The organism is Bacillus halotolerans (assembly GCF_004006435.1).
GTDB classification, from domain to species: domain Bacteria; phylum Bacillota; class Bacilli; order Bacillales; family Bacillaceae; genus Bacillus; species Bacillus halotolerans.
Genome location: NZ_CP029364.1, coordinates 2,168,684 through 2,181,943 on the forward strand (window position 1 = coordinate 2,168,684; position 13,260 = coordinate 2,181,943).

16 protein-coding genes and 1 pseudogene are annotated in these 13,260 nt (G+C 45.1%); 14 read left to right on the plus strand and 3 right to left on the minus strand.

Translation table 11 applies throughout. The annotated features are described in order from the left end of the window. The first annotated feature begins 115 nt into the window (after positions 1-115). From yxdL to DIC78_RS11080, 3 genes are read left to right on the plus strand one after another with little or no spacing between them, the layout of a single operon-like run. Positions 116-889 (plus strand): ABC transporter ATP-binding protein YxdL, encoded by a 774-nt coding sequence (yxdL, locus tag DIC78_RS11070; protein WP_095712636.1) that lies wholly within the window; start codon positions 116-118, stop codon positions 887-889. Further along, positions 864-2,732, plus strand: coding sequence for an ABC transporter permease YxdM (gene yxdM, locus DIC78_RS11075; protein ID WP_095712637.1), 1,869 nt, complete (start codon positions 864-866; stop codon positions 2,730-2,732). The genes yxdL and yxdM overlap by 26 nt, the downstream gene beginning before the upstream one ends. Positions 2,733-2,745: 13 nt before the next feature. Further along, entirely contained in the window at positions 2,746-3,093 is a 348-nt protein-coding gene (locus DIC78_RS11080; protein WP_106019830.1) for a YxeA family protein, read from the plus strand. A 41-nt stretch (positions 3,094-3,134) separates the two neighbouring features. Here DIC78_RS11080 and DIC78_RS11085 read toward each other — a convergent pair whose 3' ends face one another. After that, entirely contained in the window at positions 3,135-4,100 is a 966-nt protein-coding gene (locus DIC78_RS11085; RefSeq protein WP_095712639.1) for an iron-hydroxamate ABC transporter substrate-binding protein, read from the minus strand. Positions 4,101-4,274: 174 nt separating this feature from the next. Between DIC78_RS11085 and DIC78_RS11090 the strand changes: the two genes are divergently transcribed. Then, on the plus strand, positions 4,275-4,673 hold the full coding sequence (locus DIC78_RS11090) for a hypothetical protein (protein WP_024123433.1): 399 nt from the start codon (positions 4,275-4,277) through the stop codon (positions 4,671-4,673). 43 nt (positions 4,674-4,716) lie between these two features. On the opposite strand, the gene DIC78_RS11095 is transcribed toward DIC78_RS11090, so the two are convergent. Then, on the minus strand, positions 4,717-5,070 hold the full coding sequence (locus DIC78_RS11095; protein ID WP_127696292.1) for a hypothetical protein: 354 nt from the start codon (positions 5,068-5,070) through the stop codon (positions 4,717-4,719). A gap of 246 nt (positions 5,071-5,316) precedes the next feature. Then, positions 5,317-5,682 (minus strand): inner spore coat protein CotNE, encoded by a 366-nt coding sequence (gene cotNE, locus DIC78_RS11100; RefSeq protein ID WP_106019828.1) that lies wholly within the window; start codon positions 5,680-5,682, stop codon positions 5,317-5,319. 104 nt (positions 5,683-5,786) lie between these two features. Here cotNE and DIC78_RS11105 point away from each other — a divergent pair, with 104 nt between their 5' ends. The 10 genes and pseudogenes from DIC78_RS11105 (at position 5,787) to DIC78_RS11150 (ending at position 13,251) form a co-directional block, all read left to right on the plus strand. After that, entirely contained in the window at positions 5,787-6,209 is a 423-nt protein-coding gene (locus DIC78_RS11105; RefSeq protein WP_127696293.1) for a DUF3255 family protein, read from the plus strand. Beyond that, positions 6,199-6,759 carry a hypothetical protein gene (locus DIC78_RS11110; protein WP_024123429.1) on the plus strand — a complete coding sequence of 187 codons (561 nt, stop codon included), beginning with the start codon at positions 6,199-6,201 and terminating at the stop codon, positions 6,757-6,759. The genes DIC78_RS11105 and DIC78_RS11110 overlap by 11 nt, the downstream gene beginning before the upstream one ends. A 39-nt stretch (positions 6,760-6,798) precedes the next feature. After that, on the plus strand, positions 6,799-7,611 hold the full coding sequence (gene yidA / locus DIC78_RS11115) for a sugar-phosphatase (protein ID WP_127696294.1): 813 nt from the start codon (positions 6,799-6,801) through the stop codon (positions 7,609-7,611). A 150-nt stretch (positions 7,612-7,761) separates the two neighbouring features. Continuing rightward, the gene (gene yxeI / locus DIC78_RS11120; protein WP_024123427.1) at positions 7,762-8,748 is read left to right on the plus strand and encodes a penicillin V amidase; all 987 of its coding nucleotides are present in this window, start codon (positions 7,762-7,764) and stop codon (positions 8,746-8,748) included. Then, positions 8,744-8,951 (plus strand): annotated as a pseudogene (locus DIC78_RS11125) (hypothetical protein). The gene yxeI and the pseudogene DIC78_RS11125 overlap by 5 nt, the downstream one beginning before the upstream one ends. 186 nt (positions 8,952-9,137) lie before the next feature. Continuing rightward, on the plus strand, positions 9,138-10,463 hold the full coding sequence (locus DIC78_RS11130) for an LLM class flavin-dependent oxidoreductase (protein WP_024123426.1): 1,326 nt from the start codon (positions 9,138-9,140) through the stop codon (positions 10,461-10,463). 13 nt (positions 10,464-10,476) lie between these two features. Continuing rightward, a complete protein-coding gene (locus DIC78_RS11135; protein WP_024123425.1) occupies positions 10,477-10,974 on the plus strand; it encodes a GNAT family N-acetyltransferase in 498 nt (165 codons plus the stop codon). A 23-nt stretch (positions 10,975-10,997) separates the two neighbouring features. After that, positions 10,998-11,792 carry an amino acid ABC transporter substrate-binding protein gene (locus DIC78_RS11140; RefSeq protein WP_127696295.1) on the plus strand — a complete coding sequence of 265 codons (795 nt, stop codon included), beginning with the start codon at positions 10,998-11,000 and terminating at the stop codon, positions 11,790-11,792. Between the two features lie 22 nt (positions 11,793-11,814). Further along, positions 11,815-12,489 carry an amino acid ABC transporter permease gene (locus tag DIC78_RS11145; RefSeq protein WP_024123423.1) on the plus strand — a complete coding sequence of 225 codons (675 nt, stop codon included), beginning with the start codon at positions 11,815-11,817 and terminating at the stop codon, positions 12,487-12,489. Between the two features lie 12 nt (positions 12,490-12,501). Then, complete coding sequence (locus DIC78_RS11150; RefSeq protein ID WP_024123422.1) at positions 12,502-13,251, plus strand: amino acid ABC transporter ATP-binding protein; 750 nt, start codon at positions 12,502-12,504, stop codon at positions 13,249-13,251. The last annotated feature ends 9 nt before the right edge of the window (positions 13,252-13,260 follow it).

The window sequence follows — 13,260 nt, forward strand, 5'->3', positions numbered from 1 at the left end:
TTTTGTTTCCCCTTGATAACATGGATTTACGTCAAGGGGATTTTTATGTTAAATGCCCCGGCACTACATGAAAGCAGCCCAGACCAACAAGAATAAAACCATAAGGAGGATTTTCATGGCGAATATGCTTGAAGTCAAACATATAAATAAAACCTATAAAGGACAAGTGTCCTATCAAGCTTTAAAGCAAATTTCATTTTCTATAGAAGAAGGTGGGTTCACGGCGGTGATGGGACCGTCCGGCTCCGGAAAAACAACCCTTTTGAATATCATTTCAACGATCGACCGTCCGGATTCAGGCGATATCCTGATTCACGGAGAAAACCCGCACCGGCTGAAGCGGACAAAGCTCGCTCATTTCCGCCGCAAGCAGCTCGGATTTGTGTTTCAGGATTTCAACCTTCTGGACACGCTGACGATCGGTGAAAATATCATGCTGCCGTTAACGCTTGAAAAAGAAGCACCGTCTGTAATGGAAGAAAAACTGCAAGGCATCGCGGAAAAGCTCGGAATCGAAGACCTGCTCAACAAACGGACGTTTGAAGTGTCCGGAGGCCAGCGCCAGCGGGCCGCCATCGCAAGAGCGGTCATTCATAAGCCGTCACTCATCCTGGCCGATGAACCGACGGGAAACCTTGATTCCAAAGCGTCAAAAGACGTCATGGAAACGATGCAGAGCCTGAATCAGGATGATCATGTCACGGCTTTGATGGTGACCCACGATCCTGTTGCGGCAAGCTACTGCCGCCGCGTCATCTTTATAAAAGACGGCGAACTGTTTAATGAGATTTACCGCGGGGAAAACCGCCAAGTATTTTATGAACAAATTCTTGATGTGCTGTCTATGCTGGGGGGAAACGCAAATGACCTTTCTTCAGTTCGCTTATAAAAACGTCACGAGAAACAAAAGGGCCTATCTTGCATTCTTTTTAAGCAGCGCCTTTTCCGTTTTGATTTTCTTTACCTTTGCGATGTTCCTGTTTCATCCGGCATTAAAGGAAGGCTACCTGAATAACATCGCCAAAAAAGGCTTAACCGCTGCGGAATGGATGATCTTTGTTTTTTCTTTCTTATTTGTTCTGTATTCGGTTAATGCATTTTTGAAATCGAGAAATAAAGAATTCGGCATCCTGCTCATGCAGGGCATCACGCCGGGGCAGCTGAGAAAGCTCATTACTGCGGAAAATATGATCATCGGCGTCATGTCAATTGCAGCCGGCATTATCGGAGGATTCATTTTTTCAAAGACGTTCTTTACGGTCGGCGCTTATATTTTAGAAATGGACGCGCTGCCTTTGTATATGCCTTGGAAAGCGCTCGGTATTACGGCTGGCGGATTTCTGCTCTTATTTTTCCTTTTATCGCAGTTTACGATCCTTTTTGTCAGATCAAATACGGTTATCAAATTAATAAAGGGCACTGACAAGATTAAGCCGGAGCCAAAGCCGTCCGTGCTACTGTCCTTATTCGGCATCGCCTGTCTGTGCGGCGGGTACGGCATGGTCCTTAAAGGCAATGTCCACGGGACCGAACCGTTTATCATTTTACTGCTCACCGTTATCGGAACGTATTTCTTTTTCAGCCAAAGCAGCATCTGGATTCTGCGCGCGCTGAAGAAGTGGAAAACCTTTTATCTGCGCGGGAAAAATATCATTTGGGTTTCTGACCTTGTCTATCGTTTAAAAGACAACGCCCGCCTGTTCTTTATTGTCAGCATGATTTCCGCGGTTGCGTTTACGGCTACGGGCGTGCTCGTGATGTACAAATCGACCGTCGGGGCGGAAGAGTCCGCTTATGAGATGGAGTATATATCTTACAGCGGCAATCCAAAAGAACAGACTCATTTGAAAAAAATTGACCATGAACTGAAAACACACGGCTTTACGTATAAGAAAGACGAAATAGATGTTTCTTATGTTCGCTATCAGGAAGGAGAAACTGTTCCCCCTGTTTACATGATCAGCGAATCGGATGTATCAAAATACTTCCATGTCAAGCTGAACGGCCTGAAAAATGATGAGGCTGTCTTTTTCCCGGGCACGTATGACCGCAATTTCAAAAACGAAGCGCCGGATCAGCTGAAGCTGCTGAACCAAAAAGGCAAGCCGTCTGACCAAAAACTGTCGGTAAAAGAAGTCAAAAAACCGCTGATTTCATTAAATGCCATCATTGCGGTGAACGATAAAACCTTTGATCAGCTCAAATCACTCGGTGATAAAGCGACATTATACGGCTACAGGTATGATCATTGGAAAGACAGTCTTGGGTTCAGCCAATCCTTGAAAAATGAGATTTACGGCAATTATATCGACGTGCATTCTGATTTTATGGCAAAAGCCGGGACTTACTATGATACGGTGCAGCTGCCGAGCTTAAGTTTATTCATCGGCCTGTTTATCGCGATCGTCTTCTTTATCGCGGCAGCAAGTTTCTTATATTTCAGGCTGTTCACCGATTTAGAAGAAGATCGGGAGCGTTACCGTTCGCTGGCAAAAATCGGTTTGAGTGAGCGTGAGATGTCACAAAGCGTGACGATACAATTGGCGATTCTCTTTTTCTTTCCATTTGTCATTGCTGTCATGCATACGCTGTTTGCCTTGAGAACATTGGCCGTGGATGGCTATTCCGTTGTAGCGGGACCGCTCAGTCTCACCATCGGAGGGTTTTTCCTTTTTCAGCTTCTGTTCTTCCTCGCGGTGCGGTCAAGCTATTTGAAAAAAATGAACAAGTAAGGGGAGTGCAAAGATGAAAAAAGCAATGGCAATCCTGGCCGTCTTGGCGGCTGCTGCCATAATATGCGGGCTTCTCTTTTTTCATAACGATGTTACAGACAGATTTAATCCGTTTATTCACCAGCAAGATGTCTATGTGCAGATTGATCGAGATGGCAAACATCTTAGCCCAGGCGGTACTGAGTATACATTAGACGGATATCATGCATCCGGAAAAAAAGAAGAAGTGACCTTTTTCGCCGGTAAAGACCTTCGGAAGAACGCGTATTTGAAGGTGAAGGCAAAAGGAAAGTATGTCGAGACTTGGGAAGAAGTCAGGTTTGAAGATATGCCGCACTCCGTACAGTCAGCATTAAAGTGAATCATAAAAAACGGCACAGTGTCATAACTGTGCCATTTTCTTTATTTTTTATTTTCTTCGGCCCGTTTGATCAGCATGTCGGTGATGATATCCACCTGTTTGCTGACAGAAATCGGATCGTACGGGTAGAACGTGTCAAAGTCATTGATAAACACGCGATTATGTTTCACAGCGTCTAGGTTTTTCCAAATGGAGGATTCCTTCAGCTTGTCGAGTGTTTTGCTTTCGCCTTTCGGATTGTAGTCCGTAATGAACATATAATCTGCGGCATACTCAGGAATGACCTCTTGAGAGAGCTGTTTCATCTCTCCTTTTTTGATGACATCTTGTTCAATTTTTTCAGGCGCTTTTAACCCAAGCGCATTGTATACAGCTTGGCCGCCGCGTCCGCCATTGTCATTGAAGACCCAGAATTCGCCCTTGTCCGTGTTTTCATAAATGCCGAAGGTCGCATCTTTGTCGATGACGCCGGCTATTTTCTTTTTGGCTGCTTCCGCTTTTTTGTTAAAGTCAGCCATAAATGCTTTTGCTTTATCCTTGGCACCCGCAATATCTCCGAACATTGCAACGGTATCTTCGACGTTTTTCGCGGTGTTATAAGGAACGACAACGGTTGGAGCGATTTTCTTTAATTTATCGACATTCTCTTCATTCATGACAACAATTAAGTCAGGCTGAAGCTCCATGACTTTCTCAACGCTGATCGGATCACCGACATCCTTTACATCTTTCAGCTTTGATTTTAAAAATGGATTATCAAATGACCATGAGCCCGAGCCGACCACATTTGCCCCGACAGACAGCAATTCCCCAGCATAAAAATCAGTGACGATGCGTTTCGGATGTGCAGGAATGTTGACGTTCCCTTTTGTTGATTTGTATGTTCTCATTTCTGTCTTTTCGGAAGCTGAATCACCTGAGCTTCCTTTCGAAGCCGTGCCGCTGCAAGCACTGACAAACATGAGGAGCAGCACCAGCATGCCCACGAGCAATGTGTTCTTTTTCATCAAGAACCCTCCAATATGTATTTTGATCCATTAGTAATGATTATCATTATCAATTAATAATATAGCAAGAAACCTGTGCCCCGTCTATCACTATTTTAATAGGAGAAAGTTTTTGTTATACAAGTGACGCGGTATTCTTAATCGATTATTATAGGTAAATAGGAGGAGGAAAATATGGAAATCACAAAAAGAGGTGCCGCATGGGAATGGCTTCATAGCTGGTGGATGCTGTTTATTTTCATGCCTTTTGCCATTACCAGTTTTTTTGCCTTTTTATTTATTGGCATCAAGGTTAGAAATAAAAAGTGGATCATGTACGGAATCATTTATTTTTTCGTATTTGCGTTTGCTTTCGTGCTGCCTGATCCGCCCGGATTGCTTATTGTGCTCCCGTTGTGGGCTGTGACGATTATTCACGGTTTTAAAGTGCGTCCGCTGTATCTGATTCAGCTGGATGTCTACAAAGACAATGTGGAGGCACGGGCCTTTGCTGAGGCAAGAAGTGAGGCCGAGAGCAGATTTCATGCGCCGAAACAGTCTATTCAAGATATACATATTCGCAAAGAACGGTAAGAAAAAAGCTCAACACTAAACATTGTGTTGAGCTTTTTATATGCTACTGCTGATAGGTATGCTGCTGGAATGGCGTTTGTTGGCCGAATGGAAGTGTAGACACATTCGTATTCATCACGCTGGATTGTCCAGTAAGTTCCTGTTGCATTTGGTTGCACATGTTGACAACCTGCCGGCACTTTTGAATGGCCATGTCGTGTCCGTGCAGCGCTTGCTGAATGGTATGTGCAGCTTGTTGTTCGTGGTTTAGAATCTGTTGCAGCATTTGAATGTTTTGCTGCTCCTGATGAAGCATTTGACGATATTGGTTGCTGCTTTGCTGTGTTTGCTGAATAAGCTGCTGAGCTGTCTGGCGGCACTGGTTCAGCTGCTGCAGGCTGTGTTGCGTATTGTGCATAAATGACCCCTCCGTATGTTCAATTGACATTTGTCGGTATTATCATGCGACCCGAACCAAAAGAAATTCTGCAAAAGGGGAACTACAATTATTTTCCTTACCCCCTCTATCTTTGAATGAAATCGGCAAAGATTGTATACTTGTAAAAACCCTTTTTATGTAAATGTCCCGCTCTGCACATAAGAATAGCGGAAAACGAAACTCCGAAATCTGGAGAATCGTATTCCGCTTTTTTCTTTTCTTGCTTCAGAAACCGCCTTCGCCCGCAGTAAATGGGATGTTTAATCTGTTTTCTACGGCGCGGAGGCGCTGATTGAGACGGTTTAAGCGGCGTGTATGGCGTTCAACAGTCTGGCTTAGCTGATTGACCTGATCGGCCAATCTTGCAATTTCCCGGTTTTGACGGCGATCCTCATTCGACAGACGGGTTAATTCTCTTGTCTGCTGTTCGTTTTGCCGTTCAAGAGCAGCGACTCTTCTTTCCAATGCCGGCTGTCTGTCCGTCTGGTATGGCTGGTATACATCCTGCTGCGGATATGGATTGTATTCATATTGGTTATAGTAGGGTTCCTGCTGAGGGAGCTGCGGGCTGTAATATTGATAAGGGTTCATGTAATCAATCTCCTTAAAAAGAAATGTGGGTGAATTCCTTATAATCTATGTAGTCATTGGCACAGTGCCACGGCATTCGCCTAAAAAAGTAAGAAAGGACGGTGATGACGCTGAGCAGAAAAGGACCTGTTATTGTGTTTCTGTCTGCTGTATGTCTCATCATTTCGGGCTGCCATAAGCCAAAAGACGAGACGCCGTTTTATTACGGAACTTGGGATGAGGGCATTATCCCCGGTCCCATGGATGGCGTGAAATCAGCAACGGTCACATTTACCAAAGACAAGGTGCTGGAGACGGAGGTGATTGAAGGGAGAGGAGAGGTGCAGCTGCCCTTTATGGAATACAAGGTGATATCTCAAAGCGCTGACGGTTCCATTGAGATCCAGTACCTTGGCTCCTATTATCCGCTCAAAAGCAAACTGAAAAGAGGGAAAGACGGGACGTTGATATGGGAGCAAAATGGTCAGGAAAAAACGATGACAAGAATCGAGTCAAAGGCCGGCAAGGAGGAGAAACATGAGAAATAAAAAAGCGGAAAGACTGGTGTTAACAGGCCTTATTTTACATATCATTCAGTGGTTGTTGGTATTATGGGCTTTTCTCAAAATCAAACATGTATTTAGTGACTATACGATCTACAATCCGAATGTCATAAACGGAACAATGCAGTCGTTATCGTTTATGCAAATGCTGCGTTCTATGATGTACTCGGGCGCCATGGTGAATTACGTTCTGTTTTTTGTGATTGCATTGCTTATCTATTGTTTAGTGCTTCATGCGGTCATGATTGTTCTGGAAATGGCTGCTTATGTGATGATCAGACGGAATCCTTCATCTTCATGGGCATATTTTTTGACGGCGGCGGGTGTAAAGCTTGCAATCTTAAATATCACGGGTATTCCATTTTTAGCTGCCGGCTTCCTGCTGATGAAACAGAAACAAGCAGAAACCGGCGAAAAGGGTGCAGAACCAAAGCGAAAGCCGCGCACGCGGATCCGGAGACAAGGCAGACGTCTAAACAGAAACAGGAGAAAATCATCGCTTTCAGTTGAATATCAAAAAGAAAAAACGATATGATGGGACTATAGCCTGAAAACGACACGAAGGAGATGCAGGATGTACAAATTAATAGCAATTGATATGGACGGAACACTTTTAAATGATCATCATGAAGTGACGGCGGAGGTCCGCGACGCACTGCATGCCGCAAAAGCGGAAGGGGTAAAAATTGTCCTTTGCACCGGCCGGCCTATCGGAGGTGTTCGGAGATACTTAGATGAACTCAATTTAATTGAGGAAGGTGACTACGTCATTGCCTATAATGGGGCGCTTGTTCAAAATACGCATACAAAAGAAGTGGTGACGGAATTGTCTCTAGGATATGATGATTTGGCATCATTATATGATCTGAGCTTAGAGCTGAAGACACCGATGCACTTCTTCGACTCAGCCAACCTGTATACGCCTAACCGTGATATCAGCGAATTTACCGTATATGAGTCGTACGTGACACAGGTGCCGCTTCATTACCGCAAGATTGAGGAAATGCCTAAAGACATTCTCATTCCGAAAGTGATGTTTATTGATAAACCAGAGCACTTAAGCCGCGTCATTACATCGATACCGAAAGACGTGAGAGAAAGGTATACGATGGTCAGAAGCGCTCCTTTCTTTTACGAAATTCTGCATCCGGAAGCAAGCAAAGGAAACGCTGTGCGTCAGCTGGCGAATCTGCTCGGAATCGAGCAGGCTGAAGTCATGAGCATAGGCGACAACGGCAACGATCTGACAATGATCGAATGGGCCGGCTGCGGCGTTGCCATGGCAAACGCCATTCCGGAAGTGCTTGAGGCCGCAAACTTTCAAACACGCTCCAATAATGAACATGGTGTTGCGCATGCGATTCACGAGCTTGTTTTGGCTAAATAAAAAATCCAGCCTTTTAAAGGCTGGATTTTTTCGTTTTATTGATATAATGTCAATTCTTTGACGAATCGATTTGACTTTCGTTATGCTGATAAAACCAATTCGTTCACAATATGTATGATATTAATCTGAATTGAAAAGGGGACTGATCAGATGTGCACAAGTCTTACATTGGAAACTGCTGACCGTAAACATGTATTAGCGAGAACAATGGATTTTGCATTTCAGCTGGGGACAGAGGTGATTCTCTATCCGCGCCGTTACAGTTGGAGTAGTGAAGCTGACGGAAAGGCCCATCAGACACAGTACGCTTTTATCGGTATGGGGAGAAAACTTGGTAATATTTTATTTGCAGACGGCGTTAATGAAAACGGTTTATCGTGTGCTGCACTTTATTTTCCGGGCTATGCGGAGTACGAAAAAACGATACGGGAAGACACCGTACACATTGCCCCGCATGAGTTTGTGACATGGGCGCTGTCAGTCTGTCAGTCTTTGGATGACGTGAAAGAAAAGATTCGATCTTTAACGATTGTAGAGAAAAAATTAGATCTATTGGATACGGTTTTACCGCTTCACTGGATATTGTCAGACCGGACGGGACGCAGCCTGACGATAGAACCGAGAGCAGATGGCCTCAAAGTCTATGACAATCAGCCTGGTGTCATGACGAACAGCCCCGACTTTATATGGCATGTAACCAATCTGCAGCAATATACAGGAATCAGACCGAAGCAATTAGAGAGCAAAGAGATGGGCGGATTAGCCCTTTCCGCTTTTGGCCAAGGTTTAGGAACTGTAGGCCTGCCGGGGGATTATACACCGCCTTCCCGGTTTGTCAGAGCTGTGTATTTGAAAGAACACCTAGAGCCGGCGGCCGATGAAACGAAAGGTGTAACAGCCGCTCTTCAAATTTTGGCAAATATGACGATACCCAAGGGCGCAGTGATAACGGAAAAAGACGAAATTCATTATACGCAATATACTTCCGTGATGTGTAACGACACGGGAAACTACTATTTCCACCACTATGACAATCGGCAAATCCAAAAAGTAAATTTATTTCATGAAGACCTTGACTGTTTGGAGCCTAAAGTGTTTTCCGCTAAAGCAGAAGAAAGTATTCACGAGCTTAATTAATTCACATCAATCAGCTGATTCCGGTTTGAATCCGGAGTCAGCTGTTTTTTTATACGATCGTTACGGCGTCTGAGTGGATAGGCGGTTTGCTAAAAGCGAAAGCAAAGGCAAGGAAATGGCGAAATCTTATATAAAAACTTAGTCTTTGCTTCATCAGACTCAGTTTTCTTGCCGATATACAGGTTATTGCACTAGTTGAATGAACCAATGCCGTTCCATTATGGTTACGCAAGGGTCTTTTCAGCTTAAATAGAAAAAATTAATCTCAACTCATTGACAAACTCGCAATACAAATGTACATTTTGATTTATTCATATTAAACGACTAGGAATATAGGAGTTTATTTTTCGGACTTTTCAGCCTAAAAACATTATAAAAGGAGTAACGTCATGACAAGCAAAAAGAAGCAAATCAAATTAGGAGTTTTTCTTGCGGGGACCGGACATCATGTTGCGTCTTGGCGGCATCCGGACGCGCCTGCGGATGCGAGTATGAACTTGGATTATTTTAAAGAGCTGGCGAGAACAGCGGAGCGGGGCAAGCTGGATATGCTGTTTTTAGCAGACAGCCTGTCGATCGACAGCAAATCGCATCCGAATGTGCTTACAAGGTTTGAGCCATTTACTTTGCTTTCAGCTTTGGCGCAGGTGACTTCAAGAATTGGCCTGACAGCGACAGCTTCTACTACTTATAGCGAGCCGTTTCACATTGCCAGACAGTTCGCCTCACTGGATCACCTGTCCAACGGCCGTGCCGGATGGAATGTCGTGACCTCATCCATTGAGTCAACAGCGCTGAATTTCAGCGGGGAAAAGCATCTCGAACATCACTTGCGCTATCAGCGGGCAGAAGAATTTGTCGAGGCCGTAAAGGGGCTTTGGGATTCATGGGAAGAGGACGCCTTTATCCGCAATAAAGAAACAGGTGAATTCTTCGATAAAGAAAAAATGCACGAGCTCAACCACAAAGGAGATTATTTCTCAGTCCGCGGGCCTCTGAACGTTTCAAGAACGCCGCAGGGCCAGCCGGTCATTATTCAGGCGGGCTCATCAGGGGATGGGAAAGCGCTGGCTGCCAAAACGGCTGAAGTGATTTTTACGGCGCAAAACCATTTAGAATCGGCACAGGAATTTTATCAATCAATTAAAAAGCAGGCAGCCGAGTTTGGCCGCGATCCTGAGAAGATCGCGATCATGCCGGGCATTTTTCCGGTCATCGCAGACACTGAAGAAGAGGCGCGGGCTAAATATCAAGAGCTTCAAGATTTAATCATTCCATCTGTCGGTCTGCAAATCCTTCAGAATTATTTAGGCGGAATTGATTTGTCTGCATATCCGCTTGACGGGCCGCTGCCAAAGCTTGACGCGGATGCATCAAACGCGGTGAAGAGCCGATTTAAGCTTGTTCAAGAAATGGCTGAACGAGACAATATGACAATACGTGAGCTTTACAAATACGTTGCAGGCTCCAGAGGCCATCACATTTTTGTCGGAACGCCGGAACAGCTTGCCGACAAGATGCAGGAATGGGTGGATCATAAAGCTTGTGACGGATTTAATATCATGCCTCCGCTCCTTCCGGAAGGAATTGAACTGTTCGTTGACAAAGTGGTTCCGATTTTACAGGAGCGCGGCGTGTTCAGAAACGAATATGAAGGCACAACATTGAGAGAGCATTTTGGTTTAGAAAAACCGGTAAACCGTTATGCGAAGTAAGGAGGAACGCTCGATGAAGACGCAATATCGCCTCGCAGCTGAACGTGATGCCGAACAGCTTCTCAAGCTGACATGGCGCGCCTACGAACCGATTCGAAAGCTCGGCATTCGTTTTGCCGCGGCCCAAGCGGATCTGGATCTGGTCTTAAACAATATCCGAAAAAACGCCTGTTACGTCATGGAAGAAGACGGGCGGATCATCGCGACCATCTCCTTACGAATGCCTTGGGGACAGCAGCCTGGACCATATGGCGTTCCTCATATCTGGTGGTTCGCTGTTGATCCTGAAACCGGGCAAAAGGGAGTCGGGACAAAGCTGCTTCAATGGCTTGAGCAGACCATCCTGCGCGATACGTTAAAGGTTCCGTTTGTATCGCTAGGAACAGCGGATAAGCACCCGTGGCTGATCGAGATGTATGAAAGAAAAGGATATGTCCGAGCAGGCGAGAAGGATCTGGGCAAAGGACATATGACAGTCTATATGAAAAAACAACTGCGACATGACCTATAAAAGATAAAAGGCGGGAAAATCAAATGAAAATGAAAAAATGGACTGTGCTGTTAGTTGCTGCGTTATTAGCCGTGCTATCAGCTTGCGGCAATGGAAACAGCAGCAGTAAAGAGGATGACAACATACTTCATGTGGGTGCGACCGGACAGAGCTACCCGTTCGCTTATAAAGAAGACGGAAAGCTGACAGGTTTTGATGTAGAAGTAATGGAAGCTGTTGCAAAGAAAATCGGCATGAAACTGGACTGGAAGCTGCTCGAATTCAGCGGTCTGATGGGAGAGCTTCAAACAGGCAAGCTTGACACCATTTCCAATCAGGTAGCGGTGACAGATGAACGCAAGGAAATGTACAACTTCACAGAACCGTACTCTTATGCAGGAACACAGATTGTCGTCAAAAAAGACAACAACGACATCAAATCAGCAGACGATTTAAAAGGAAAGACAGTAGCTGCTGTTTTAGGTTCAAATCACGCGAAAAATCTTGAAAGCAAAGATCCTGACAAAAAAATCAATATCAAAACATACGAAACACAAGAAGGCACGCTGAAGGATGTCGCATACGGACGTGTGGACGCTTACGTAAACAGCCGAAGTGTGCTGATCGCGCAAATTAAGAAAACAGGCTTGCCGTTGAAGCTTGCCGGAGATCCGATTGTGTACGAGCAAGTCGCATTCCCATTTGCCAAGGATGACGCGCACGACAAGACCCGTAAAAAAGTCAATAAAGCGCTCGATGAACTGCGCAAAGACGGAACACTTAAAAAGCTTTCAGAAAAATATTTTAACGAAGATATCACAGCAGAACAGAAGCATTAAGAAACGGCGGTGAACCACCAGAATGAATACGATTGATTGGGAATTCATGATCTCTGCATTCCCGACTTTAATTCAGGCCCTTCCGATTACATTGTTTATGGCTGTAGCAGCTATGATTTTTGCGATTATCGGAGGACTTATTCTCGCACTCATTACAAAAAACAAAATTCCAGTGCTTCATCAGCTGTCAAAGCTGTATATCTCATTTTTCCGGGGCGTGCCGACACTTGTGCAGCTGTTCTTAATTTATTACGGGCTGCCGCAGCTGTTTCCGGAGATGAGCAAGATGACAGCTCTCACAGCTGCCATTATCGGTTTAAGTTTAAAAAACGCCGCCTATTTGGCAGAAATCTTCCGCGCCGCCCTTAACTCTGTTGATGAAGGGCAGCTGGAGGCGTGCCTGTCTGTCGGTATGACGAAACTTCAGGCTTACAGACGAATTATCCTTCCGCAAGCAGTCAGGAATGCGATACCGGCAACGGGTAATACATTTATCGGCCTCCTAAAAGAAACCTCATTGGCATTTACTTTGGGTGTCATGGAGATGTTTGCGCAAGGTAAGATGTATGCATCTGGAAATCTGAAGTATTTTGAAACCTATTTGGCGGTTGCGATTGTCTACTGGGTTCTTACAATCATTTACAGCATCCTGCAGGACTTGTTTGAACGCGCCATGAGCAAGCCATACCGGACTTAGAGGTGAAATCAGTTGATAAAAGTAAAAAATATTCGCAAAGCGTTTAAAGATCTGGTCGTGCTGGACGGAATCGACCTTGAAGTAAAACGCGGAGAAGTGGTGGCGATCATCGGTCCGTCCGGTTCCGGAAAATCAACGCTTCTTCGGTGCTTGAATCTATTGGAGCGCCCCAATCAAGGCATCATTGAAATTGGAGAAGCCAAACTGAACGCGGAAAAGTTTACACGCAAGGAAGCGTACCAGCTCCGTCAGCAAACGGCCATGGTCTTCCAAAATTACAATCTGTTCAAAAATAAAACCGCCCTGCAAAACATTACTGAGGCTTTACTCACGGCTCAAAGAAAATCACGAGATGAAGCGAACCGCATTGGGATGGAGATTCTGAGGCAGGTTGGTTTAGAGCATAAAGCTGACAGCTACCCGATCACAATGTCCGGCGGCCAGCAGCAGCGAATCGGCATCGCGCGGGCACTTGCGGTCAATCCGCATGCGATTTTGCTGGATGAACCGACTTCGGCGCTTGACCCAGAGCTCGTGGCGGGTGTGCTTCAGGTCATCAAATCGATTGCGGAAAAACAAACAACAATGATCATCGTCACCCACGAAATGGCATTTGCAAGAGAGGTTGCCGATAAAGTGATTTTTATGGCAGACGGCCATATTATCGAGCAGGGAACGCCTGAAGAACTGTTTGACCATCCGAAAAACGAACGGACGAAACGATTTATCAAGCAGGTGGGAGAGCCTGCAGAGCTTATATAGAAGGGAAGA